The sequence below is a fragment of the Marinomonas sp. S3726 genome (assembly GCF_000967665.1).
GTDB lineage: Bacteria > Pseudomonadota > Gammaproteobacteria > Pseudomonadales > Marinomonadaceae > Marinomonas.
This window is the reverse complement of sequence record NZ_JXYC01000003.1, coordinates 121,130-145,955: the sequence shown is the minus strand read 5'-3', so window position 1 is coordinate 145,955 and position 24,826 is coordinate 121,130. Positions and strand designations below refer to the sequence as shown.

The window sequence follows — 24,826 nt, the reverse complement described above, 5'->3', positions numbered from 1 at the left end:
ATGAGTATCATTGAAGTTCGTCACCTTAAAACCCTCACCGCATTACGCGAAACAGGTAGTTTAGTTGAAGCTGCAGAGCGCGTTCACCTAACTCAATCAGCACTTTCTCATCAATTAAAAGACCTAGAAGAAAAGTTAGGCTGTCCTTTATTTATCCGGAAAACTAAACCTGTACGTTTCACTAGCTCAGGCTTACGTTTATTACAGCTTGCAGATGATGTGTTGCTCTCTTTTCGTACAGCACAAAGAGATATACAGCGCTTTGCAGAAGGGGAAAGTGGCCGGCTTCATATCGCTATAGAATGCCATTCTTGTTATGAGTGGTTGATGCCAACCATAGATCATTTCCGCGAACATTGGCCAGATGTAGAATTAGACTTATCCAATGCTTTCAGCTTTATGCCCTTGCCGGCTCTGGCACGCGGTGATTTAGACCTTGTTGTTACGTCAGATCCGACTGACTTACCTAATATTGATTATATCCCTTTATTTCAATATGAATCCCAGGTTGCGTTATCACGTCATCATCCTTTAGCAAAAAAAGATTTTTTTGAACCGAGTGATTTTACTGAAGAAACGCTAATTAGTTACCCAGTTGAATCAGAACGATTAGATGTGTTTAAACACTTCTTAGAGCCTGCTGGAGTTTCTCCTAAAAAAGTTCGACACAGTGAATTAACTCTTATGATGATGCAGCTAGTTGCCAGTGGAAGAGGTGTATGTTGTTTACCTAACTGGGCATTAACCGAGTATACCAACCGCCAATATGTGATTACTAAGTCACTAGGTGAAGAAGGCGTTTGGTGCAAACTTTACCTTGCGGTAAGAAAAGATCAAAGGCATAACGCCTACATGGAAGACTTAATCAATACAGCGAAAAACACCTGCTTTAAAAACCTAAAGGGCATTTTAGCAGCAGACCTTTAATTGAAAACCTAGGTTAACCATAAAAAAGCCGCCCTCTGGCGGTTTTTTTATGGTTAGTAAAACTATGACAGTGTGTTCTTATGCTGATTACGAGACCAGATAAAGCTAAACTTAGCCCCTCCGAGCTCTGATTCATCCACCAGCACAGCGCCTCCATGCCAAAAAGCTATACGCTGTACGATAGCAAGACCTAAGCCATATCCACCAGATGCTCGTGTGCGACTATTATCTAAACGTTGAAATGGGATAAATACTTTATCTCTATCTTCTAGTGGGATGCCTGAGCCATCATCTTCGATATCAACTTGCCAACGCTCTGCATCTTGATGAAAAACAACACTTACCTTGGTGTTAGCATATTTAGCAGCATTCAGGATTAAGTTCTGCAATGCCCTGTGCATGTGGTGCGCATCTGCTAAAACACCGGACTCATCTTCACTAAAGGCAACCTCAACTTTAAGGTGAGAAAGGAGTAACGAATTATGCTGTAACACACCATCAACAAGCTGACGTATGTTCGTATCTTCAAAATGAAGATTTAAAGAGCCCTGCTCTAACTTACCATAAGTAAGCACCTCATCAACCAGAGTATTAAGCTCTTCAACATCACCTTCTAATGCTTCTATTGTCATCAGGTTATCTTGATCTACTTCGTCCTTTATTACTTCTAAACCAAAGCGTAATCTGGCGATAGGTGTTCTAAGTTCATGTGAAATAGCGTTTATCATTTCCCTCTGAACTTTAAGCAGCCTTTGTATATGGGATGACATAGAATCAAAAGAATAGGCTAACTCCTTTAAAGCACCACTACCATCTGGAATTTCATCTGGGATTCGACCATTGCCTTGCGCAATTTTTCGAGTAAAATTTTCAAAACTCTTACGTCTATTCTCTAAAGAAGAGAACTCTTTCCAGACAAATACCAACATGATCAACATAGCAATTGACACTATCGTAATAATAATCGCAGTTTGGTAATAGCGCTTATATACAATAGAGACTTGGAAGACACGTTTATCAGCTAATTGCCACAAATAAGCAAAACCCTCACCTTGAATAAAAACGTGAGCAAAATTACTCGCTAGTGGCGGTTTGGTCTGTTCAAAAGGGCTAATTTGCACACATTCCATCCAATCAATCATACTCAGTTTTTTAGCTTCACTAATATGAGGCGTTTGTAAGAACTGAGAGAACAAACGAGTAATTGGAAGAATATTATCATCTCTGGTGCTTTTTATTTCAGCTGTCTGCGCAAGATCAGGTAAGACTAGACTCGAAATACCAAGGGAAGAGGTAATGATTTTTTTGTTTTGAATAATCTCTTTAATATCTTCATCTGAGAATGTTTTATCACTCAAAGAACTGAGATCAAATTGAGAGTCATTAGGAGTTTGTAAAGGAATGCCATGTAACCCCATGGCCAAGCTAATTTCAGCATCAGCACATACATTACTTTGAGCTAACAATGTATTACGTTGAACACTCGAAAAAAGCAAAAAAAGTATACTAGTAAGAATTACCAGTATACTTCCAAAGATTAAGTGGCGGTATAAGCGCCAGAACTCAGGACGCATAAGCCTCTAGACTTCTTTAACAAATAAGTAGCCCTTGCTACGAATTGTTTTAATCCTTCTAGGATGAACAGGGTCATCACCAATTTTAGATCGAATACGTGAGATTCTCACATCAACAGAACGATCTTGTCCGTCGTATTCAATACCACGTAATTCGCCAAAGATTTCTTCACGGCTTAAAATACGTCCAGCATTGCTTGCCAACAACCATAACAGGTCGAACTCAGCACTGGTTAGTTCAATTTCTTCACCGTGCACCCAAGCTTCACGACGTGTGTTGTCTATGACAAGTGGCCCAAAAGTTAGATTCTGCTCACCTTGGCTTCCACCTGTTTGCTTGCCGACATCCATTACACTGCGACGTAGTAATGATTGAACCCTAGCAAGCAGTACTCTCGGTTTTACCGGTTTAGACACGTAATCATCAGCACCAATTTCTAAACCTAGAATTTGGTCCACATCGTCACTACGCGCTGTCAGCATAAGAATAGGTGATTTATAACCTTCTCTTACACTACGACATACAGTAAAACCATCAGCTCCAGGAAGCATTAAATCTAAGATCACTAAGGATGGCTGGGTTTCAATAATTCGAGTGATTGCTCGACTTCCGTCAGCTTCCACATCGACTTGATAACCATTTTTTTGTAAATATTCCTTGGTGAGTAACGCTAATCTCTCATCATCTTCTACGATTAGAATTGATTGACTTTCTTCGGCGCTCATTGCCAGCCCTCATCCACAATATTTTAATGACTCAAACCTAAGTTAAGTCCATGTTTAACATACCAAATTACTTTACAAGAGCCGCGCTGATTTGTCTAACTCGGTTTCGATTAACATCAAAATCAGAAAAACCAACACGAGATGCAGATCTAATATGAATAATATTTTCGTCTTTAGGTAAATAAAACTCAACATCATCAATAAAACCAATTAAATCACTTTCCACTTCCGTATGCAGGTAACCTAATTCACTTTTTACAACACGATACTTAGAAGTTGAAAGTAGGTACTTTTCTAGCGCTAGCTGCATTTTCGGACGGCTCATTTGATAGCTAATCGCTTCAATAAAATGTTGCTCGTCACTTATATCAGACAAACTAGATACGCAGTTGGGGGACTCGGGACAAACTTTTAATTGTCCATTAGTCACACCTAGTTCTTCAGGAGTACCATTATTCATATTGATATAAACAATAGCTGCAACCACTAAACTAATTAATAATATAACCAACCAACGCATCATAAAATTCCTATTCCATTATCTAAAAGTACGCTTACCTGATTTTTTAGGTTTAAATTCAGGCTTATCTGAAGACTGCCAATCAAAGCCTTTAGGCTTACGAGCTCCCATAGACTTACCTTTAAGGCGCTTCGCATCAGACTTTTGCTGCTGAGTTTTAGGCTTCACAGCACCATGAGACAAACCAACAAGATCACAAAGGCCGTTTACTTCTGCCTCATCCATCTCAACACTGCGGCCCATTTTGGCTTTTGATGGCAAGAAGACAGGCCCAAAACGAACACGCTTCAATCGGTTTACCTTAACCCCTTGAGATTCCCACAAGCGTCTTACCTCACGGTTACGGCCTTCCATAACACAAACGTAGAACCAACGGTTAATACCTTCACCACCACCATCAACAATATCAGTAAATTTCGCCATGCCATCATCAAGCAAAACCCCTTTCTTCAAGGTTTCAATATGATCATCATTGATTTCACCCATAACGCGCACTAGGTATTCACGATCAATTTCTGTTGATGGATGCATCAATTTGTTTGCTAATTCACCATCTGTCGTAAATAACAACAACCCAGACGTATTAATATCAAGACGACCAACAGCAATCCAACGTTCACCTTTCAATTTAGGCAACTTATCAAATACTGTCGGGCGCCCCTCTGGGTCTTTACGAGTACAGACTTCACCTTCTGGCTTGTTGTAGATAATAACTCTACGACTAGCACCGGCTTCAGTGACTTTTACTTCATAACCATCAAGCTTGATGTTATCAGTCACCTTAACTCTGTCGCCTAAGGTGGCAACTTCACCATTAACTAGAACACGACCTTCTCGAATACGCGTTTCCATTTCACGGCGTGAGCCTTGTCCAGCACGTGCTAATACTTTTTGTAACTTCTCGTCCATTACGACCTCTTTTTGGAATGCTTCTCAGCAACCTTCTTACTAAAATTCAAATTCTGTGTGTCATGCAAAACTTATGCAATTGGGCGCATTATAAGCGGCAAGCCCTTTAATACCAAGTGATCAAATGTAATTAAATAAAAGCGCTTGCATCTCCTGCCCCTTGGCGCAGCACTGCCATATCATCAACATCCATTTTAATCACGGTTGTTGGCTCCATTCCACAGTATCCGCCATCAATTACTAGATCTAATTGATGCTGTAATGTATCGCGAATGTCATAAGGATCCATCATTGGCATAGTTTCATTAGGCAGGATAAGAGACGAGCTCATAATAGGCTCACCTAATTCATCTAATAAAGCCTGTACAATTTTGTTTTCAGGGATTCGGATACCTATTGTCTTACGCTTAGGATGCAATAGACGTCTTGGTACTTCAGAAGTCGCCCCAAAGATAAAGGTATAAGGCCCTGGCGTGTGATGCTTTAATAAACGATAAAGCCTATTGTCGAAACGTGCATAGGTTGAAATTTCAGATAAGTCTTTACAAACAAGCGTAAAATTGTGTTTATCATCTAAACGCCTAATTTGACGAATTCGATCCAAAGCGGCTTTGTCACCTATATGGCAACCCAAGGAATATCCACAATCAGTAGGATAAACAATGACCCCGCCATTACGAATAATGTCCGTCGCTTGACGAATCAATCTCGCTTGCGGGTTATCAGGGTGGATCTGAAAAAATTGACTCATGATTTAATCTCTCCCGCCTCATTCCTTGAGAAAATATTTAGACATCAATTAGATACTAGCCTAATAATGAAGCAAAATCCGATTTAAATCATCAGACTAATATTTAAAGCCATTTATGCCAAAGAGGATTTAGGCTAGCTTCTTGAATTGAAGTGAACTTCCCAACCTCACACCAAGGCCCATATGGCCCATGAAAGTCGCTACCAACCGAGACAGACAAACCTAGGTCTCGACTAATGGTCTCTAGGAGACGCACACTTTGTGGGTTTTCATTACCAGAAGACACTTCCATTGCATTCCCTCCAAGTTCAGAAAAGAGAGTCATTAAGCGTCTTAGCTTAGTTAATGTAAGAGGGTAGCGTTTAGGATGAGCCATCACCAGATCACAGGATGTTTTAGCTAAATCAGGAACGACTTCTTCAAGGGTTGGCCAAACATCACGTAATTTACCTAAACGCTTGTTACCTAAATATTGATCAAAGGCTTTATTCTCATCTTTCACCAGCCCCTCTCTGACCATCACCCTAGCAAAATGAGGCCTGCCGATTTGACTGGGACCAGCTTCTAGCACAGCCTTTTCATATAAATCTGGTAAGCCTTGTTTAACCAATAATTGAGCAATACGTTTCGCTCTTTCTAATCGCGTTTCTTGGTTTTTCTCAACAATAGAGGTTAAAACATCATTTTCTTTATCAAACCCAAGAACCACCATATGCAATGGAATCCCTGACCACTGGACAGAGAGCTCTACACCTGGAACAAGTTTAATCCCAAGCTTATCCGCAGCGGTTTGCGCCTCTTGTAGCCCAGTTAAAGTGTCATGATCGGTTAATGAGAAGACTTCTATATTCTGTTCTTTCGCTTTAGTTAAAAGCTCAGTAGGTGTTAACATTCCATCCGAACAGGTTGAATGGGTATGTAAATCGATTCGACGATGTAATAAAGACTCTTGCATGTCTCTCTTGTTCTTTGGGTCTATAGATAGGTATTATGCTTCCAGCATACATAATTTGGTTTTTATATGAAAATTTTATTCGACTTTTTACCCATCATTATCTTCTTCGCTGTGTACAAGTACACAGGAGATTTAATCATGGCGACAGCCGTTCTTATTCCTGCGACAATTATTCAAGTTGGTTACAACTGGGTTAAACATAAAACTGTTGAAAAAATGCACCTGGTGTCACTTGTTCTCGTGATTTTATTAGGTGGCGCGACAATTTTGTTTGGTGACGGCGACTTTATCAAATGGAAACCAACCATAGTTAATTGGTTATTCGCTGTTGTATTTTTTGGTAGCCAATTTGTTGGCCAGAAAAACATTATGCAACGTATGATGGGAGAAAAGATCCAACTTCCTTTTAAGGTTTGGCGTACCCTAAACCTTGCTTGGGTTGGCTTCTTTCTTGTGTCTGGCACATTAAACTTATATGTCGCCTTCCAATTCAGCGAAGAAATTTGGGTTAACTTCAAACTATTTGGTCTACTAGGTTTAACCTTTGTTTTTGTTATTATTCAAGGTATTTACCTGTCCTCACATATTCAAAATAAGGATTAAACATGCTTTACGCTGTTATTAGCCAAGACGTTGAAAATAGCCTAACAGGAAGGCAAGCAGCAAGACCTGCCCACCTTGAACGCTTACAAACGCTTCGTAATGAAGGCCGCTTAGTTCTTGCTGGACCTCATCCTGCAATTGATAGTAACGATCCTGGCGATGCTGGCTTTAGTGGCAGTTTAGTGGTTGCTGAATTTGACAGTCTTGCAAGTGCACAAAACTGGGCAGATGCAGACCCTTACCTAGAAGCAGGCGTTTATAAATCTGTCACAGTAAAACCCTTTAAACAGGTTTTCTAAAAGCTTCTGACTAAATAAAAAAGCCTAACTATTGTTAGGCTTTTTTATGTTTGTCTAGATGACCAAGATCCCTTTCTGGGTCAATTAAATCCCTTAACCTCTGCTTCAATGCTTTTGCATCAGGAAAACCATCTTCTTGCTTGCGGCACCAGATTTCTTCATCATTGGCTCTAACTTTGAATATCCCACCTTGAACAGGAATCAGCTTCACACTTTTTATGTCCTCATCAAAAGTCGACAACAATTCTTGTGATAACCATGCTGCACGTAACATCCAACGACACAAGGTACAGTACTCAATTTCTACTTCGACATTTCGCATGCATCACCATTTACATCAAAATTCATCATTAATTCTTTTAAATTCAACTTAAGCTATTGGCTCAAGAGAGCCGAGTCACTAGTATAAAGCAAATTTTATAAGGAAGATTCTATCTATGAAACAGCTTATTTGCTTCTTGTTCATCACTCTATCAAGCTTGTCTGCCTTTGCAACACAAGTAAATATCACGACTAATTTAGGCAACATTGAAGTAGAGTTGTACGACAATGAGTCCCCTATTACAGTGCAAAACTTCCTAACCTATGTTGATGAAGGTTATTACTCAGGCACTATTTTTCATCGTGTTATGTCAGGCTTTATGATTCAAGGCGGTGGCTTCACTAAAGATTTAGCACAAAAGAAAAGTAAAAAGCCGATTCCATACGAAGGTCAAAACGGTCTATTTAATGATAGAGGCACTCTTGCAATGGCAAGAACATCAAATCCAAACAGTGCAACCTCTCAATTCTTCATTAACCATGTATCCAACCCTTTTCTTAACCATGGGGTAAATGGCTATGGTTATACCGTATTTGGCAAGGTACTTAATGGCATGGATGTTGTTGATAAAATTGCAGCCCAGCGAACTGGAAATGTTGGGCCATATCAGAATGTGCCGCAAACCCCAGTCATTATTGAAAGCATTACTCGTAACTAACAGATAAAAGGTTAACTCGGCTTGAAAAGCTATAAAATTGAAGCACCTCAACTTTCTTGGGGTGCTGATGGTGTTCCCCGCTCAAACCAATTTGACGATATCTATTTTGACCAAAAATCAGGTCTAGATGAAACTAATTATGTTTTTCTACAACACAATCAGCTAAAAGAAAGGTGGCTGGAGCTCGCTCTATCACCAAATCCAAACAGCTTTACAATTGCGGAAACTGGTTTTGGTACAGGCTTGAACTTCCTGTGCGCTTGGTTACTCTGGCAAGAGCTTTACCAGCAAGACAAAACCGGCTTTGAGCATAAACGCCTACATTTTATTTCAGTCGAAAAGTACCCTCTGACAAAAGAAATGCTAACAAATGCTTTAAGCATTTGGCCAACATTAAGCCACTTATCAGAAGAGCTAATCACCAAATATCCAACCTTATGCAAAGGTCTACACAGAATAGAACTTGATCAAGGTCGAGTGCAATTAAGTTTATATTTTGGTGAAGCCGCCGATGGCTTTGCCAGCATGAATGCTGATGTTGATGCTTGGTTTTTAGATGGCTTTGCACCTAGCAAGAATCCCGAAATGTGGAATGAAGCCCTTTTCCAGCAAATAAAGCGGCTCAGTAAAACAGGCTCTACTTTTTCTACCTTTACCGCTGCAGGCATAGTCCGTCGAGGACTTAAGTCTATTGGTTTTGAGGTTAACAAAGTAAAAGGCTTTGGTCACAAACGAGAGATGGCAATCGGAAAACTAGAACAGCAGACACTGAACTATGCTCAACGCCAAACTGAAGGGCTTGCTTGGTTTAGCAACAGACCAGTCAAAGCTCCCTCTGAAAAAATACTCATTATTGGAGCGGGGCTTGCTGGCTGCCATACAGCAAGAGCACTGGCAAATAAGGGTTTGCATGTGGAGGTGTGGGATTCACACAAAAATGTTGCAGAAGAAGCCTCAGGCAATGCTCAAGGCATGCTATACCCCAAACTAGCCAGTCAAGATACTGGCATCAATCGTTTTTACCTCAGCTCTTACTTATATGCTAATAGAGAACTTAACCAGCTTGGAACAGATAACAAAGGTATTTGGCAACAAACAGGCCTAGAACAAAGACCGACCAATGATAATGAAGCAGCTAAATTCGATAAGCTTATTCATCAAGGTCTATACCCTAAAAGTATCGTCGAACCGGCGAAAAACAGAGCAATTTACTTACCTCTTTCTGGCTGGGTATGCCCTAAAAAATGGTGCCAACAACTGATTCAACATGAAAACATTCAATTCCGTGGCAATCATGAATTAACAGATCTAAAACAAACTAATGGTGGTTGGGAAGTCAGAGCTAAGCTCTCTCAAGAGGGTGGCACCAAAACACAAAGAGCAAATACTCTAATTTTATGCACAGCAAACCATAAAGAAATAGTTGATCGCTTTATCTCTCTGCCCACAAAAGCAATAAGAGGCCAAGTATCTGCACTTTCTCTAACGGAGCCTTTAAACCTAGAAAAAGTGCTTTGTCAGACAGGTTATGTCTCTCCTGCAATAAATAATGTGCTCAATTTTGGTTCTTCTTACGGGTTGAGCGATACCAGCACAGACGTCACTTTAGCTGACCATCAAAGCAACCTTAAAAAGCTCTCTGAGCTTTTACCTGAGCATGATTGGCTAGCAAGAGACACTGATTGCAGCGGAAGAGTATCCTTTCGTTGTACTGTTGCTGATTATGCACCAATCGTTGGCCCTATTCCTGACCAAGAAGCATTTAAACAAGCATATAAAGCACTATCAAAAAATGCTAAATGGAAAACAGATCAGATTGCTGAAAACCTGTCAGGCTTATACATTAATATGGGCCACGGATCTCGCGGGCTCATCTCAACCCCACTATCGGGAGAGTATTTAGCTAATTTAATTCTTGGTGAAACTTCGGTATATGAGAGGCAAATTGAAAATGTCATTCATCCCGCTAGATTCCTTACAAGAAGCTTAAAAAAAGGCCAATAATAAAAAAAGCGCTTATGTTAATAACATAAGCGCTTTTATATGATCAGCTGACTATCTTTTAATTAACTTTGCTTTCAAATAGCTCACAAGCTAAAGGAATCAACCTTTCTAAATTATTTAAAGTTTCTGTTCTAAACACAACAGTATCTAGTTTAGGCAAAAGTTTTCTCAGTTTAACACTTAGATTCAGTACAACTGGGTTAATTACTTCATATGGATACTCATGATCCTGCATGCTTAGTTTATGCAATTCATCAAGTTCATCTTGCAACATGCATTTCATTGCAAAAAACATATCCTTATTATTGATTTCATTCATTTCCCAATAAGCATTAGAAAACTCACTGTTTAATTCGTAAAACACATGCAAAGCATCTGCAACAGTCTTAATAGTCATATTCTCTCCAACTTAGGTGAAGCAGCAATCATTGCACTCCCCCTTGTTTTGTTACATTCTACCCATATTAAGCTTCATTCTAGCTTCAAATTCAAATAGGTAGACAGATCTTGAGCCATTCAACAACATCCTCTGTGACATCAAGCAATTTATGGTCATCTTTAAAAGATGAGGCCAAACAATTAGCACAGGGTGAACCGATTCTAGCCAGTTTATTTAACACTACCATACTAAGGCATGATTCTTTAAGCTGTGCTTTGAGTTTTTTACTCGCCAGCAAATTGGATAGTATCTCAGTACCAGCTCTGGTGTTAAGGGAAGTTATTCAAGAAGCCTTCTCAGATCCAGAGTCGGGCATAGTCAAAGATATTGAAAATGACATTTTAGCCATACCGGATCGAGATGCGGCATGCGAGTCATTGACTACACCTTTACTCTTTTTCAAAGGCTTTCATGCACTTCAAACTTACCGTGTTGCCCATTGGCTGTGGAATAATGGCAGAGAAAGTTTAGCGCTGTATTTACAAGGCCAGATGTCGATTGCGTTTGGCGTTGATATCCATCCAGCAGCAAAAATTGGTTCAGGTATCATGCTTGATCATGCCACAGGTTTAGTGGTTGGTGAAACCTGTGTGATAGAAAATAATGTTTCTATCCTGCAGTCTGTCACCTTAGGTGGAACAGGTAAACAACATGGTGATCGCCATCCAAAAATTAGACGTGGTGTACTCATTGGCGCTGGCGCTAAAATTTTGGGTAATATTGAAGTTGGTGAAGGCGCGAAAGTCGGAGCAGGTAGCGTTGTTCTTGAAGCAGTAAGAGCACACACAACGGTTGCAGGCGTTCCAGCGAAAGAAGTTGGCCGTAATACAGAAGCGGAACCAGCATTAGGAATGGACCACAATATTAACCATTGTGTTCGTACACCTTCAGGTGAATGTAAATAGTTTATCTAGATAAGCTGATTTAACTACTTTGTATTCAAAAATTTATTTGAATCATATGATGGAAGTAAATACTTACTTCCATCATAATACCTAATCCATATCATATTGTGACATCTGATCACGACTCACAAGCTTGATCGTTTCACTCTCTGTATCAAAGACTAAAAAGGCTTGCTGGTTTTTGAGCATCAAATGAGCTTGCTGGCATTTTTGCTCTAATGACACATCGTAATTACCATAGTCAGTACCATCTCGTGTGACCACTTCAACCAGAATATTGTTAAGTGTTTCAGTTTCTAATGAATCAAAAGGAATGAGAGTATCCATTAAGCTACCCCATACTCTTCAAGCAAAGCCAACATACCAGCTTCATCAAGAATTTGTATCCCTAGGTCTTGGGCTTTCGTTAACTTAGAACCCGCTTTTTCACCAGCAATCAAGCAATGTGTTTTAGCTGAAACAGACCCACTTACCTTAGCGCCTAATGAAATAAGTTTATCTTTAACTTCATCTCTTTTCAGTGCTGTGAGAGTACCCGTAACGACATAAGTAAGACCTGCTAAAGGTTGTGACACTGTATCAGATGACACTTCCTTTTCTTGCCAATAAACGCCAACATCAAGTAAGGAATTAACCATCTCTCGATTAGATTCTTTATAAAAGAAGCGCCTTAAATGCTGAGCAACAATTGGACCTACATCATCTACTTTTACTAGACTGTCTGTATTTGCTTCGATAATTTTATCTAACGTTTTAAAGTGGTTAGTTAATGTTCTCGCCGTCGCCTCACCGACTTCTCGAATACCTAATGCATAGATAAAGCGATGAAATTCTGTTTGTTTTGATGTTTCAATAGAGGTTAATAGCTTTTCTACAGACTTCTCCCCCATGCGCTCAAGTGCTAACAATTGCTCTTTTTTCTCTGATAATGTGTAAATATCAACAGGGGTTTTAATAAACGCTAAATCAACTAACTGCTCAATTAGTTTGTCTCCTAAGCCATCAATATCCATCGCTTTACGGGATACGAAATGCTTTAACGCTTCCTTTCGCTGAGCCGCACATACAAGGCCACCGGTACAACGAATAACCGCTTCGCCTGTCACTTGCTCTAGTTCAGATTGACAAATAGGACACACTTCAGGAAACACAACATCAAGAGTATGCTCATCTCGCTTCTCATGAATGACTTTCACTACTTGAGGTATAACATCTCCTGCACGTCGGATACTGACGAAGTCTTTCACCTTAACACCAAGACGATTAATTTCGTCCTTATTATGCAAGGTTGCATTGGATACTGTTACACCACCGACAAACACTGGATCCAAACGCGCAACAGGTGTAATGGCACCAGTTCTGCCAACTTGAAAATCAACCTCTAAAATTTGAGTAATTGCCTCTTCCGCTGGAAACTTTCTGGCAATTGCCCAGCGAGGGGCCCTAGCAATAAAACCTAACTCTTGCTGTAGGCTTAGAGAATCTACTTTATAAACAATACCATCAATATCGTAAGTAAGATCTGGACGTAACACGGAAAGGCGTTGATAGTATTCCATGCAGCCCTTAATACTGCTCACCTTCTCCATTAAAGGATTGGTTTTAAACCCCCACTCAGACATCAAGGTCAAAGAATCATAGTGACTATCAGGCTGGGTCCAGCCTTCGGTATGGCCAATTGAGTAAGCACATAAAACCAAAGGTCGTTTAGCCGTAATACTTGGGTCAAGCTGCCTCAAGCTACCTGCTGCTGCGTTTCTTGGATTAACAAAGGCTTTCTCACCCTTTTCTTCTGCTTGCTGATTCAGGGCTTCGAAACCAGCCTTAGGCATATATATTTCACCACGAACTTCTAATACAGGCGGTGGTGTTTGAGTTCTAAGTTTAAGCGGTATAGAGCCTATGGTCTTAATGTTTGAGGTGATATCTTCACCTGAAACACCATCACCTCGTGTTAAGCCTCTTACTAGAACACCCTCTTCATATCTAAGGCTTATCGCCAACCCGTCAAGCTTAGGCTCACAACAATAACTGATTGCTTGAGTACCTATTAGTTTAAATAATCTTTGCTCAAACTCATCAAGCTGCTCATCACTAAAGGCGTTATCAAGTGAAAGCATTGGAACGGTATGAGCAACTGTTTGAAAGCCACTGTCAGGCTTTTCACCCACTCTTTGTGTCGGTGAGTCAGCTTGTATCAACTCAGGAGATTGCTTTTCTAGGGCGACTAAAGCTTGATAATCAAGATCATACTCAGCATCAGATACTTTAGGCTCATCTTTAACATGATAAGCATAGCTGTAGTCATTTAAACGGGTTACAAGCTCGCTAATTTGAACGGCAATAGGATCTGACATTATGGGTAACTCTTTTTAGAAGTGAGATAAGGGTAAAGCTGAAAGGTTATTATGGCCCTTATCACAAGATAAGGACCATAAAAGAGGTTAATTACTTTTAACACGCATTAAGCGGCGACGTTCAAAATCACGAATACGCTGACGGCAATGCTCGATACTTTGCTCGCTCATGATAGTGCGTCTTTCATCACGCAACTCACCATCAAGGTTACGTACCAAGGTTTGCGCAGTTTCTAGCATAAAGTCAAACGCTCTCATGCTATTTTTAGGGCCAGGCAGCCCCATAAAGAAACTTACACCTGGGGATGTATTATCGCCCATGGTATCCAAATTAAAGGTTCCAGGCTCAACAGCATTAGCCATACTGAACTGAACCTTTCCTTGATCAAAACCATCTTCATGACGGTGGAAAATGTCCATATCGCCATAACGCATGCCGCAATTAAGCACTAGCTGTAATAGCTCCATGCCAATGAATGGTTTGTCCTCTGCAGCAAAAACATTAATGACAATCACTTCTTCAATTTCAGCATCGAACTCGTCATCTTCAAGTGCATCAGCTGTGCCATGTGGCGTTACTTGGCTAACATCAACATTTGAATATTGTCGCTCGAAACTGTCTTCGGAATAATCACTTTCTTGAGCAAAAGATTCAGCTTCATCAGGTATGTCTGAGTAGTCTTTTTGACTATCAGCTTCGGAGTTCATTCTTTCTGGAACCAAAGAAGCTAACTCATCAAACTGTAAATCATCCGCTTTATCTATTTCAGGCCCAGCGTCAACCTTATGGGGTAGATCCGTTAAAGGAGCATTAACTGTTTGTTTGGCATTTTGAAAAGCATTTTTAACAGGATCAGAAGAAGCACGAGCACCACCATTAGGCAGCTCCCGTCTTAACATAGCTTCTTTCAGAAGCATGTCCTGATCAACATAATCGTCGTCATCTGCTTCATCAAATTTTTGCGATTTTTTATATCTTCGAAATCCATCAACTAAGATCACTACAATAATGATCACACCGATTAAGATTAGCCATTCGCGTAAGCTAAATTCCATTATTTATTCCGACTTACATCAATAAAGTTAATGATATTATCAAGCTAAGTCCCATCAGTTGCAATTACAACTCGATAGAGATATGAAAAACTTTGTTCTGATTTACTAAAACATCCTTTAATTTAGCAATTTCTAAGCCTTTAGTCAGATCTTGATCACTAGAACTCGCTAATTTTACAACTAAATCAACCTTTTGAGCTTCGGCCAGTGTCATACCTGGCATAAGGTTATCTAGATTAGTCAGCTCAACTTGTGATAGCAAAGCGTCTTGCCTCAAGCGTTTTATCGCTATTGGCATAGGTCTCAAGGGCAACTTAGCATATACAAGAAAAACAGCATCTGCGGTTAATTTCTCAGGATTTTCTATGCTAAAACTTAGTTTAATCTTATGACTAATCAAGCTAGGTACTTGCTCTTGTGTAATACCACCGATTTCTCGAGCTTGCTGTATTCCTTGAAGAAGCCCCTCTCTCTCAGCAATGCTAGCACCAAATTTTATTGCTTGCTGCCAGACCAATACCGCTTCTCTATATGCTCCACGATCAAATTCAATAATCCCCTGTAGCCCTAGAGCAGTAGAATTATTCGCATCAATTGCGAGTATCTGAGCAATCACAGACTCAAGTTTAGGGTCGACCTTTCTTTGATTAGCAAAGAAAATGCTCTGAGCATATTCAGTTAAAATCACCACCACATCATTTGGGTCTTCTGGCGGGTTCTTTAGAGCTTGCTCAAAAGCAAATTGAGCCCCTAAATAATCTTGTTGGCTTACCTTGTCTTGAGCAACAAAAAACCAGTCTTGAGGTCTTTGATTCTTTTCTGCACGATAAAGTAAAAAATCACTCATACCCTCTTGGGTAATACTGCCCTGCTGCATTCTTTCAGTAAAAATCACTTCTTTTGAAAAACCTAGATACTGATATAGAGCAACCGATCCAAGTGTTGCCGTAACAAGTATGAGAGCAAACATTTGGCTAGGTAATCGCCCTGAATCTTGGGTGAATTTTCTACCTAGATTATTAGCAGGTTCAGAAGCTAGACTTATTTCTGTTACTAAATCCGCTTTTAATACACTGGCTTCCGCATCACTAATTCGACCTGATTGACACTCTTCATCTATCTCAGCAGCCCTTACTTTGGAGAAGTTAACCAAGTCAGATTCTGCATCTTCAGCCATGGTTTGTTTAACATAATAGGCAACATAAGTAAGTGACAATACTAAAATTGCCCCCATCAAAATCCAACTAAGCATTAGCCTTTCGTCCTCTGTTTTCTTCGTTTAGCATTTCTACGAATGACTAAAATAAACCCAATTAAACCAACCCCTAAAATAATAAAGGGTCCATACCAGAGAATAAAATTAACACCTTTTTTTTGTGGGCTGTATAAAACAAACTCACCATACCTTGCCACCATATAAGCTAGGATTTCAGTGTCGCTGGTACCATCGTTAACCATGTCATAAACATGGGTACGTAAATCAATAGCAATTTGTGCATTAGAATCTGCTAAGTTCTGATTTTGGCATTTAGGACAGCGTAGCTCACTGATCAAATCATGATATCGAACTTGATCAACTTCAGATTTAAAATTCAGTACTTTTTCAGCTTCAGCACTTACAGAAAAGCTAAATAAAGCCAATAGAACAATGCTTAAAAAACGTAAACTTATCATTTCAAATAGCCCTTCATTTCTTGCCACACTTGCTCATTAACAATACCTTGATGACGATATGTCACTATGCCCTCGGCATTAACCACAAAAGTTTCAGGTGCTCCTGTCACTCCCATATCAATGCCAAAATTTCCTAATTCATCAAGCAAAACGACAGAATAGGGGTCTCCCTTTTCATCCAGCCACTTTATTGCAGCAGCGGTTTCATCTTTATAGTCAATACCGACGATATCTATGCCTTCGGAAGCAAGCTTCATCAGATAATCATGCTCAAAACTACAAGCAGGGCACCAAGTCCCCCAAAAGTTAATTAAAAAACCTTGCTCACCAAGGTCCTTGTTATTCATTACCTCGTTGGTTTCAAGGCTCACTAATGAGAAATCGGGCAAGGTTTTACCAATTAATGCAGAAGGCATATATTGAGTGTCTTTACCTAGCTGAGAAAAGAAAACACCAGCTAATAAAGCAAAAGCTAAAAAAGGTAAAAATAACGCAACTTTTTTCATTTTACTGTTTTTACCCTCACTCATATTGTCGCTCCTGCTACTTTTCTATAACGCTTATCCATTGCTGATAGGAAACCACCTATCATCATTAAGATACCACCTAACCAAATCCAACGAACAAAAGGTTTTACATGAACCCTTAACCCCCAAGTATCACCCTCTAATTGCTCACCTAAAGAAAGGTAAAGGTCACGAAATAAGCCTGCATCAATTGAAGCTTCTGTCATCATTTGAGTTCGCGCTTGATAAACACGCTTTTCAGGTGCTAATGAAGCAACTTGCTGACCATCTTTAAAGATTGAAACATTGGCTCTATCTGCAACATAGTTAGGGCCTTGTACCTGAGAAACACCATTAAAAACAAACTCATAACCAGATAGGGTCACACTGTCATTTGGCGCCATACGAACCATTTCTTCTTGGCTTTGTACACTCACAAATAAAATACCAATTAAACTTACCGCCATCCCTAAATGCGCAATCAACATTCCATAATAGTTACGAGGTAATTTTTTCGCTCTTTGCCACCAACTTGAGCCTACATTACCAAGCTTTGACGCCCAATCAATCAGGGTTAATAAAAGCACCCAATAAGCAACAAACAAACTAACCAGTGTAATCCATTCAAATTTCTGCCAGATTAAGGTAATACCAGTAAGCACACATGCCAAAATACAAGGGAATATAAGTTGCTTAATTAAGGTATTCAACTTAGTACGATTCCACTTCAGCAAAGGTCCAATTGCCATAACCAGCATTAAAACTAGTGCGATAGGAGAAAACACACTGTTAAAGTAAGGCGCGCCAACCGATACTTTCCCCATATCAAGAGCATCAAACAATAGAGGGAATAAAGTACCTAGCAATACAGTTAAAGTTAAAGTTACCAATACTATGTTGTTGATTAAAAGCCCAGCTTCTCTTCCTGTAATACCAAAGGATACATCCGATTTAACATCTGCAGCGCGCATGGCATATAAAAGCAGACTTCCACCGACAAATAAGAAAAGCAAGACAAGAATAAATACACCACGAGTAGGGTCTGCAGCAAATGCGTGCACTGATGTTAAAACACCAGATCGTACTAAGAATGTTCCTAATAAACTTAAGCTAAAGGTAAAGATAGCAAGTAACACGGTCCAGCTTTTAAATACACCCCGTTTCTCTGTCACGGCAAGAGAGTGAATCAATGCAGTACCCGCAAGCCAAGGCATAAAAGACGCATTTTCAACAGGGTCCCAGAACCACCAGCCGCCCCAGCCAAGCTCATAATAAGCCCACCAGCTACCCAGACCTATACCTAGAGTTAAAAACGCCCAAGATACTGAAGTCCAAGGTCTTGCCCACCTAGCCCAAGAAGAGTTTAAGTTACCAGAGATAAGCGCTGCTATAGCAAAAGCAAAAGCGACAGAGAAACCCACATACCCCATGTACAACATAGGTGGATGAATGATCAAGCCGACATCTTGTAAAAGAGGGTTTAAGTCGGCACCTTCTGCCGGCATATCAGGTAAAAGGCGTACAAAAGGAGATGAAGTGAACAATAGAAAAGCAAGGAAACCTGTGGTTACTATACCTAGTGTCGCTAAAACTAAGGCTCTAATATCTTCAGGTAACGTTTTACCTTTATAAGCAACAGCAGATGACCAGCCACAAAGAATCAAAACCCATAAGAGTAAAGACCCCTCATGCCCACCCCAAACCGCACTTAGTTTAAAAACGAAAGGGAGCAAGCTGTTCGAATGCTGACTAACATAAAGAACAGAGAAATCATCAACAGCAAAGCTATATGAAAGAATAATAAAGCTGAACAACACCAACAAACTCGTCACGTGAGTCAAGGGTGTCGAATAAGCCATTAAAACCTTATGCTTTTTGATATATCCCAATATAGGAACAAAAGATAAAGCTAATGCAAAGAATAGCGAAAGAATTAACGCAAAGTGACCAATTTCAGGCAACATGAAAGATACAACTCACTATAAATTAAAATTCATTAGGTTAGATTGAACAAGGATCAATCTTCTTTTTTCTTGGCATTCTCAAGCGCGTCTGTAATTTCTGGAGGCATATACTTTTCATCATGCTTTGCCAATACTTCTTGAGCGATCAATACCTTATCTTGGTTCAATTTACCTTGTGCGACTATCCCCTGACCTTCTCTAAATAAGTCAGGTAAAATGCCTTTGTATTCTATTGTCACTTTATGGGCAAAGTCGGTCACTTGAAATTGAACGGCTAGACTTTTTGGATCACGTTTTACACTACCGTCAACAACCATGCCTCCAACTCGTAGCATCACATTATTAGGAGCTTCACCTTCAGCTACCTGACTTGGGGAATAAAATAAGTTGATATTCTGCTGTAGTGCATAAAGCATCAATCCGACAGCAGCACCAATAATCACTAAGATAGCGCTTATCGTGATTAAGCGTTTTTTTCTAACTGGATGCATTAACTTTTCTGCTCCCTTAAGTACCTTTGTTTAAGCCTTTTTATCTGATTTTTTTTCGCTTTTACACTAGCGAAATAACTTCCTAAAAGTAAAATCAGAGAAATGCCATATACTGACCACACGTATGGTCCATGAGTTCCCATAGAAATGAACTCATTTATTGATTCAAATGCCATTATCTAAAATTTCCTTTTTTACCCAATTGGATCTGTGCTCACGAACAAGCACTTCTGTTTGCATCCGCCACATAGCAATTGCAGCAATAAAACCATACATACCTAGGGTTGATAACAATAACGGCAGCCACATCTCCATAGGCATTGCAGGTTTAGCAGTAATGGTAAAAGTCGCAGGTTGATGAAGTGTATTCCACCACTCAACAGAATATTTTATGATAGGTAAATTAATGAGGCCTACTACACTGATAACAGCAACCGCTTTGTCTGCTAACTGCATATCATCCAAGCTATTTTGGATAGCAATTACACCCATATAAAGTAAAAAGAGAATAAGCACAGATGTTAATCTTGCATCCCAAACCCACCAAGCGCCCCAGGTTGGTTTGCCCCAAATGGCGCCTGAGATTAGTGCAATCACAGCCATAACAGCACCTAAAGGCGCAACAGCTTTAATAAAGACTGGCGCCATTTTCATTCGCCAAACCAATGAGACTAGTCCAGCAACACCTAATCCTAGGTAGCAAGATTGAGCTAAAATTGCACTTGGAACATGTATGTAAATAATACGAAAACTATTCCCTTGCTGATAATCTGCAGGAGCAAAACCCAACCCCCAAGCGATACCAACAACAAGCATCACAAGACCGATGACAAACGCGAACCTACTCCACTTATTCGCCCATTGAAAAAACCACTTGGGTGATCCCAGTTTATGAAACCATATCCAATTCATTAATTTACACTCGCTTTTATAGAGACCGCAGCCATAATGGGCGACAAGGTCAAAGTCATTAAAGAAATAGCTCCTAGGATAGCCAATTGACCATTATATGGCTGACCTACCTGCGCCGCAGCTATTGCTCCGGTTGAGAAAATAATTACCGGTAAATAAAAAGGTAAAATGATAAGCAACATTAATACTGCACCTCGTCTTAGGGAAACAGTTAAAGCTGCACCTATTGTACCAATCAAAAACAGTGCTGGGCTGCCTAAAATCAGAGTTAAAATTAAAACCCACAATATTTCCCAATTTATGAACAACATCTGAGACAAAATGGGGGTTAAAACCAGTAAGGGAAGCATGATTGCAAACCAATGCACTGCAAGTTTTAATAAGACTAAAACAGGTAAATACAAACCGCTGACGACAAGCTGTTCAAGTGAACCGTCGTTATAATCTTCTTTAAACATGCCTTCAACAGACATGAGTACCGCTAAAGCAACAGCACACCAAATAATGCCACCGGCGGCTGGCTGCAAAAATTCTTTTGACGGGCTCACTCCAAGCGGAAATAGCGTTATAACCAATAAAAAAAACACAAGCGCGTTAACCGCATCCTGCTTACGTCGAAAAATGGCTAGAATTTCAGAGTAGAAAAAGGATGAATAAGTCATTAAACCAACTTTATTTCTTTAACTGACAAGGCGTCATCTAGAGCTTGGTGAGTAGTCAGTATCACTAAACCGCCAGCATCTGTATGTTGTTTTATTTTGGCTTCTAAAACAGCTACTCCTTTTACATCTAGAGCAGTAAAAGGCTCGTCTAGCAACCAAACTTTCTTGTCAGTTAACCATAAACGAGCCAAGGCAATACGTCTTTGCTGACCCGCAGATAACTGATGCGCTGGCGTATCCGAGTACCCAGCTAAGCCAACAACGTCTAATGCTAATTCGATCGCATCAGAAGTTTGATTAGGACAATACCAGTTCAAGTTTTCTGCAACACTAAATACAGCTTTGATTCCTGCATGGTGACCAAGATACAAAAGCTCTCTATGAAGCATATCTCTGTGATAACTAATATCTTCTCCAGAGAAAAAAATTTGCCCTTCAAGTGGCTGAAGTATTCCTGCAATTACTTTTAATAATGTGCTCTTACCTGCACCGTTTTCTCCCATAATTCGTGCCACCTCCCCAGCTTTCACCACACAAGAGAAGTTGTCACACAGGATTCTTTCTGATCGCTCTATCACTAAACCAGAAATGGATAAATCAAGATTTGAGTGCAAAGGTTTACCTAAATCAGCCGATATCATGAGAGTAAGACGCTAAACTGTCTTACATACCTACACTTGATTTAGCTTAAATTGCTAGAAACAGACATATTGCTAAATCAAAAAGCGACTTATTATAAAAGAAAGCTATCTAAATAACGACTTTATTGGAACGCGTGAATGGCCAACCTCATTAACTCAATGACAAATGACAAGCTTAGCCAATTAAATGGCAGTTCAGTTTCGACAAAAGAGCTTGGAAAACTAACGAAATTAGTCAATGAAATTAAGTTAATTGAGGGCTTCCAGCCCATTAAATTAACAGGTAACAGGCAAATTTTTATTGATAATAAACCTGCTCAGTTATTAGAGGCGAGAACATTAGATAACAAAAGCTTTTCCATGATTAGCGAGCAATTACAACCAACTATTGATAAGTTAAAGCAGGTTGGTTTAACGGTAGATAGCAAAAACAAACAGTTTACTTTGAGCTTTAATGATGGAACAGATCTAAGAGAAGCAAAATTTAACAAAAAACCAACTCAAGGAATAGAAGGTATAATTTATAAAAACAATAACTTAGAAGCATCCTCTCAAGCAAGAAGCGTTAATAAACACTATCAAAATCAAGCCACTGTAGCATCTGACCCTAGGCCTAATGTAGAACAAAGCAAACAATATCAGAGTAAGGAAATACCTGTTCGCTTAGCCTCTAAAGTCGAGTTTATTAATGTCATAGCAAAACTCCCATCACAAGACACCCCTAGAACAACTCCTCCTAATCAGAACAGCTCTCAAATAGGAGCTCAATTAGGGGCTCAATCTCAAGTGCAAAAAACAGGCATTTCAGTAAATAGTTATTCCCAAATCACACCGAAAACAAGCCCCCAAACACTAACTCAAAGAGAGTCTACAGCCTCTATTAATAGCAAGAATACGCCAATACAATCATTAGTGGCAGACGCTAAAACACCACAATCCGAAACCGAAACTCAGCAAAGGCAATCTGCTCAAAGCCAAAGCATCACAACTCAACAGGATAAAAGCCAAGCATACATAAGTAAGCCCCATCTGACAGATTTTATCCCTAAACAAGTAACAAAACCTATTTCATCAACACAAACGGGAATACCGCAGGAACAGAGCCAACTTAATGCAAAGCCAATACAAACTCTTTCAAGCAATCAAGTAAAAAGCAGCCAAGGCACAAGCTCCCAATTAACAGGCGCACCTAATCTTAACTTCAAACCCAGCTATGCTTTAATCGGCAATCATCAAGAAAAGCCCGAAAACCGCATAATTCAAGAGCAAGTATTAAGAACTGAGCTAACAAACAAATCTAATCAGTATAAAGTCAGCCAGTCATCTCAAAACTTCATAATTGAATCGATTAAACCCTTAAGTGTAGGGGATACGATCCCTGTTATAAGAGATGAAAATGGTAAGCTTCAACTATTGCCAATTACACAAGAAATGACGAGTAAAACTCTAGACTCAGGTTTAGCTAAAAGCCTCCCTCAACAATTAACAAAAGGCGAACTAAGTCAGCTTATTCAGACTTTCAATCAACTTCAGAACAACCCAGAAACAAGTAAGGATACTCAGAGATTAATACAGCAAATTTTAACAAGCATCCCTCAAAGCCAGAATATTGAGTCTCCTAAAGAATTAAAACAGGCCTTATCAAATAGCGGTCTATTTCTTGAGAATAAACTACTTAAAAGTTCTGATAATTTAAATCATGACTTCAAGGCTAATTTATTAAAACTGCAAACCAACATAGCTCAATCTGAATCAACAAGTACCCAAGCCTACATAAAGGACAATCTCGATCAGAGGACAGGTCAAACTATTTCCCAGGCCATAGAACGTATCACCTCTTCACAAATTAGAAATCTGTTAGAAACTAATAAAGTTGAAGGTCTGAACTTACCTTTAACAATAGAGTTTCCTATTCAAGATAAGGGTGCCACCTCTATATTTCAGCTTCAAGTTGATAGAGACAGTGATAGCGACACAACCTCTACCAATAAACGTCGCTGGTTAGCCAAGCTATTATTCGACTTTCCAGAGACAGGGAAATTTGAGGCAAGACTCAATGTTGAAGGTAATAAATTAGCTGTCATCTTTGTTGCTGAAGAAAAAGAAACAGCAAACAAAATTCATCAATATACTCAAAATTTGACAAAACAATTAACCAACAAAGGGCTAGAGGTTACTCAAGTAGATAGTTTCTGCAAACCTGTTGAAGACAAAGTTCAAACCAAAGTTAAGCGTAACCTAATTGATGTGAGGACCTAATGAATAAAAAAGCTGTTGCACTTCATTATGATTATCATGGAGCCCCTAAAGTTAGTGCAAAAGGTAGTGGGCTAATTGCGGAAAGAATAATGCAGGTTGCCGAAGAGAATGACATTGTCATTCATAAGAGTCCTGAATTAGTTGAAGTACTCAGTAGCCTTGAGCTTGGAGATGAAATACCTGAAGCTCTGTATCTTGCCGTTGCAGAGATAATTGCCTTTGCCCACTCTCTTAAGTAATTCCATATTAGCAATAAACTCATCAGACAATAAAAAAGGCCCTTAGGCCTTTATTCATATTTATGATTAGCACTTCGCTTAGATTCTTTAAAAAGTAAATCTATTAACTCTGCTTCGGCACGAATCAAACCACATTTTGCAACAAGGTCATCAACAGTTGCGCCCATTTCTAATAGTTCCATGGCCCTATTATATGAAACACCACCTTCCTTGGAGAGAATTTCTGTTTGCCTTTCAACCGCAATGTTAAGTTTCTTCTCTATTGCTACTAAGCGTCTACCCATGCCAATCGAACCTGAGGCCAATACTTGCACTTGTTTCTTTTGATTACTTTCACTTTCAGCTTGAAAAAGTAATGCTTTTTTCAATTTTTTAGAAATCACCAATATCCAAATTGATAAAGCAACAACCAAAATAAAAGACAAGACTAACAGCAGATTAAATAGCCATTGTGATTCCATTTAACACTCATA

29 protein-coding genes are annotated in these 24,826 nt (G+C 39.5%); 8 read left to right on the top strand and 21 right to left on the bottom strand.

From position 1 onward, the window contains the following. Positions 1-927: a LysR family transcriptional regulator gene (locus tag TW85_RS00970; protein ID WP_272947144.1), complete on the top strand. Its 927-nt coding sequence runs from the start codon at positions 1-3 to the stop codon at positions 925-927. Positions 928-989: 62 nt separating this feature from the next. On the opposite strand, the gene TW85_RS00965 is transcribed toward TW85_RS00970, so the two are convergent. The 6 genes from TW85_RS00965 to TW85_RS00940 all read right to left on the bottom strand — a co-directional run bounded on the left by TW85_RS00965 (position 990) and on the right by TW85_RS00940 (position 6,362). Next, entirely contained in the window at positions 990-2,423 is a 1,434-nt protein-coding gene (locus TW85_RS00965; protein ID WP_238326151.1) for an ATP-binding protein, read from the bottom strand. Between the two features lie 84 nt (positions 2,424-2,507). Continuing rightward, on the bottom strand, positions 2,508-3,227 hold the full coding sequence (locus TW85_RS00960) for a response regulator transcription factor (RefSeq protein ID WP_046015206.1): 720 nt from the start codon (positions 3,225-3,227) through the stop codon (positions 2,508-2,510). Between the two features lie 67 nt (positions 3,228-3,294). After that, complete coding sequence (locus TW85_RS00955; protein ID WP_046015205.1) at positions 3,295-3,750, bottom strand: DUF1499 domain-containing protein; 456 nt, start codon at positions 3,748-3,750, stop codon at positions 3,295-3,297. A 15-nt stretch (positions 3,751-3,765) separates the two neighbouring features. Then, positions 3,766-4,656 (bottom strand): 23S rRNA pseudouridine(2605) synthase RluB, encoded by an 891-nt coding sequence (gene rluB / locus TW85_RS00950; protein WP_046015204.1) that lies wholly within the window; start codon positions 4,654-4,656, stop codon positions 3,766-3,768. Between the two features lie 130 nt (positions 4,657-4,786). Continuing rightward, entirely contained in the window at positions 4,787-5,407 is a 621-nt protein-coding gene (locus TW85_RS00945; RefSeq protein ID WP_046015203.1) for an L-threonylcarbamoyladenylate synthase, read from the bottom strand. Positions 5,408-5,510: 103 nt separating this feature from the next. Further along, on the bottom strand, positions 5,511-6,362 hold the full coding sequence (locus tag TW85_RS00940) for a PHP domain-containing protein (protein WP_046015202.1): 852 nt from the start codon (positions 6,360-6,362) through the stop codon (positions 5,511-5,513). Positions 6,363-6,428: 66 nt separating this feature from the next. On the opposite strand from TW85_RS00940, the gene TW85_RS00935 reads away from it, so the two are divergent. Further along, positions 6,429-6,965 (top strand): septation protein A, encoded by a 537-nt coding sequence (locus TW85_RS00935; RefSeq protein WP_046015201.1) that lies wholly within the window; start codon positions 6,429-6,431, stop codon positions 6,963-6,965. A gap of 2 nt (positions 6,966-6,967) precedes the next feature. Then, the gene (locus TW85_RS00930) at positions 6,968-7,264 is read left to right on the top strand and encodes a YciI family protein (protein ID WP_046015200.1); all 297 of its coding nucleotides are present in this window, start codon (positions 6,968-6,970) and stop codon (positions 7,262-7,264) included. Between the two features lie 34 nt (positions 7,265-7,298). Here TW85_RS00930 and TW85_RS00925 read toward each other — a convergent pair whose 3' ends face one another. Then, entirely contained in the window at positions 7,299-7,586 is a 288-nt protein-coding gene (locus TW85_RS00925; protein WP_046015199.1) for a SelT/SelW/SelH family protein, read from the bottom strand. Between the two features lie 115 nt (positions 7,587-7,701). On the opposite strand from TW85_RS00925, the gene TW85_RS00920 reads away from it, so the two are divergent. Beyond that, entirely contained in the window at positions 7,702-8,244 is a 543-nt protein-coding gene (locus tag TW85_RS00920; RefSeq protein WP_046015198.1) for a peptidylprolyl isomerase, read from the top strand. Positions 8,245-8,265: 21 nt separating this feature from the next. After that, positions 8,266-10,248 carry a bifunctional tRNA (5-methylaminomethyl-2-thiouridine)(34)-methyltransferase MnmD/FAD-dependent 5-carboxymethylaminomethyl-2-thiouridine(34) oxidoreductase MnmC gene (gene mnmC / locus TW85_RS00915; RefSeq protein WP_052701756.1) on the top strand — a complete coding sequence of 661 codons (1,983 nt, stop codon included), beginning with the start codon at positions 8,266-8,268 and terminating at the stop codon, positions 10,246-10,248. A 58-nt stretch (positions 10,249-10,306) separates the two neighbouring features. Here the strand turns inward: mnmC and TW85_RS00910 are convergent, their stop codons facing one another. Next, entirely contained in the window at positions 10,307-10,645 is a 339-nt protein-coding gene (locus tag TW85_RS00910; protein ID WP_046015197.1) for a hypothetical protein, read from the bottom strand. A 110-nt stretch (positions 10,646-10,755) separates the two neighbouring features. On the opposite strand from TW85_RS00910, the gene cysE reads away from it, so the two are divergent. After that, positions 10,756-11,592 (top strand): serine O-acetyltransferase, encoded by an 837-nt coding sequence (gene cysE, locus TW85_RS00905; protein ID WP_238326150.1) that lies wholly within the window; start codon positions 10,756-10,758, stop codon positions 11,590-11,592. A 90-nt stretch (positions 11,593-11,682) separates the two neighbouring features. Here the strand turns inward: cysE and TW85_RS00900 are convergent, their stop codons facing one another. The 12 genes from TW85_RS00900 to ccmA all read right to left on the bottom strand — a co-directional run bounded on the left by TW85_RS00900 (position 11,683) and on the right by ccmA (position 21,828). After that, on the bottom strand, positions 11,683-11,919 hold the full coding sequence (locus TW85_RS00900) for a YheU family protein (RefSeq protein WP_046015196.1): 237 nt from the start codon (positions 11,917-11,919) through the stop codon (positions 11,683-11,685). Further along, complete coding sequence (gene ligA, locus TW85_RS00895; RefSeq protein WP_046015195.1) at positions 11,919-13,949, bottom strand: NAD-dependent DNA ligase LigA; 2,031 nt, start codon at positions 13,947-13,949, stop codon at positions 11,919-11,921. Before ligA ends, TW85_RS00900 begins: the two co-directional genes overlap by 1 nt. 87 nt (positions 13,950-14,036) lie before the next feature. Beyond that, positions 14,037-15,005, bottom strand: a complete 969-nt coding sequence (gene zipA / locus TW85_RS00890; RefSeq protein ID WP_046015194.1) for a cell division protein ZipA — start codon at positions 15,003-15,005, stop codon at positions 14,037-14,039. A 64-nt stretch (positions 15,006-15,069) separates the two neighbouring features. Then, positions 15,070-16,257, bottom strand: a complete 1,188-nt coding sequence (locus TW85_RS00885) for a hypothetical protein (protein WP_046015193.1) — start codon at positions 16,255-16,257, stop codon at positions 15,070-15,072. Further along, positions 16,257-16,679 carry a cytochrome c-type biogenesis protein gene (locus tag TW85_RS00880; protein WP_046015192.1) on the bottom strand — a complete coding sequence of 141 codons (423 nt, stop codon included), beginning with the start codon at positions 16,677-16,679 and terminating at the stop codon, positions 16,257-16,259. Before TW85_RS00880 ends, TW85_RS00885 begins: the two co-directional genes overlap by 1 nt. After that, entirely contained in the window at positions 16,676-17,209 is a 534-nt protein-coding gene (locus tag TW85_RS00875; RefSeq protein ID WP_238326149.1) for a DsbE family thiol:disulfide interchange protein, read from the bottom strand. Before TW85_RS00875 ends, TW85_RS00880 begins: the two co-directional genes overlap by 4 nt. Further along, complete coding sequence (locus TW85_RS00870; RefSeq protein WP_046015191.1) at positions 17,206-19,149, bottom strand: heme lyase CcmF/NrfE family subunit; 1,944 nt, start codon at positions 19,147-19,149, stop codon at positions 17,206-17,208. The genes TW85_RS00875 and TW85_RS00870 overlap by 4 nt, the downstream gene beginning before the upstream one ends. 53 nt (positions 19,150-19,202) lie before the next feature. Further along, complete coding sequence (gene ccmE, locus TW85_RS00865) at positions 19,203-19,640, bottom strand: cytochrome c maturation protein CcmE (RefSeq protein WP_046015190.1); 438 nt, start codon at positions 19,638-19,640, stop codon at positions 19,203-19,205. Next, positions 19,640-19,783, bottom strand: a complete 144-nt coding sequence (gene ccmD / locus TW85_RS25820; RefSeq protein WP_231870404.1) for a heme exporter protein CcmD — start codon at positions 19,781-19,783, stop codon at positions 19,640-19,642. The genes ccmE and ccmD overlap by 1 nt, the downstream gene beginning before the upstream one ends. A 22-nt stretch (positions 19,784-19,805) precedes the next feature. Continuing rightward, entirely contained in the window at positions 19,806-20,552 is a 747-nt protein-coding gene (locus TW85_RS00860; RefSeq protein WP_046015189.1) for a heme ABC transporter permease, read from the bottom strand. Next, on the bottom strand, positions 20,552-21,214 hold the full coding sequence (gene ccmB / locus TW85_RS00855; RefSeq protein WP_046015188.1) for a heme exporter protein CcmB: 663 nt from the start codon (positions 21,212-21,214) through the stop codon (positions 20,552-20,554). The genes TW85_RS00860 and ccmB overlap by 1 nt, the downstream gene beginning before the upstream one ends. Then, on the bottom strand, positions 21,214-21,828 hold the full coding sequence (gene ccmA, locus TW85_RS00850; RefSeq protein WP_052701773.1) for a cytochrome c biogenesis heme-transporting ATPase CcmA: 615 nt from the start codon (positions 21,826-21,828) through the stop codon (positions 21,214-21,216). The genes ccmB and ccmA overlap by 1 nt, the downstream gene beginning before the upstream one ends. Before the next feature lie 165 nt (positions 21,829-21,993). On the opposite strand from ccmA, the gene TW85_RS00845 reads away from it, so the two are divergent. Together TW85_RS00845 and TW85_RS00840 are read left to right on the top strand one after the other, a co-directional pair. After that, positions 21,994-24,114, top strand: coding sequence for a flagellar hook-length control protein FliK (locus TW85_RS00845; protein WP_046015186.1), 2,121 nt, complete (start codon positions 21,994-21,996; stop codon positions 24,112-24,114). Continuing rightward, complete coding sequence (locus TW85_RS00840) at positions 24,114-24,353, top strand: EscU/YscU/HrcU family type III secretion system export apparatus switch protein (RefSeq protein ID WP_046015185.1); 240 nt, start codon at positions 24,114-24,116, stop codon at positions 24,351-24,353. The genes TW85_RS00845 and TW85_RS00840 overlap by 1 nt, the downstream gene beginning before the upstream one ends. 50 nt (positions 24,354-24,403) lie before the next feature. Here TW85_RS00840 and TW85_RS00835 read toward each other — a convergent pair whose 3' ends face one another. After that, positions 24,404-24,814 carry a DUF2802 domain-containing protein gene (locus TW85_RS00835; protein ID WP_046015184.1) on the bottom strand — a complete coding sequence of 137 codons (411 nt, stop codon included), beginning with the start codon at positions 24,812-24,814 and terminating at the stop codon, positions 24,404-24,406. Between the last annotated feature and the right edge of the window lie 12 nt (positions 24,815-24,826).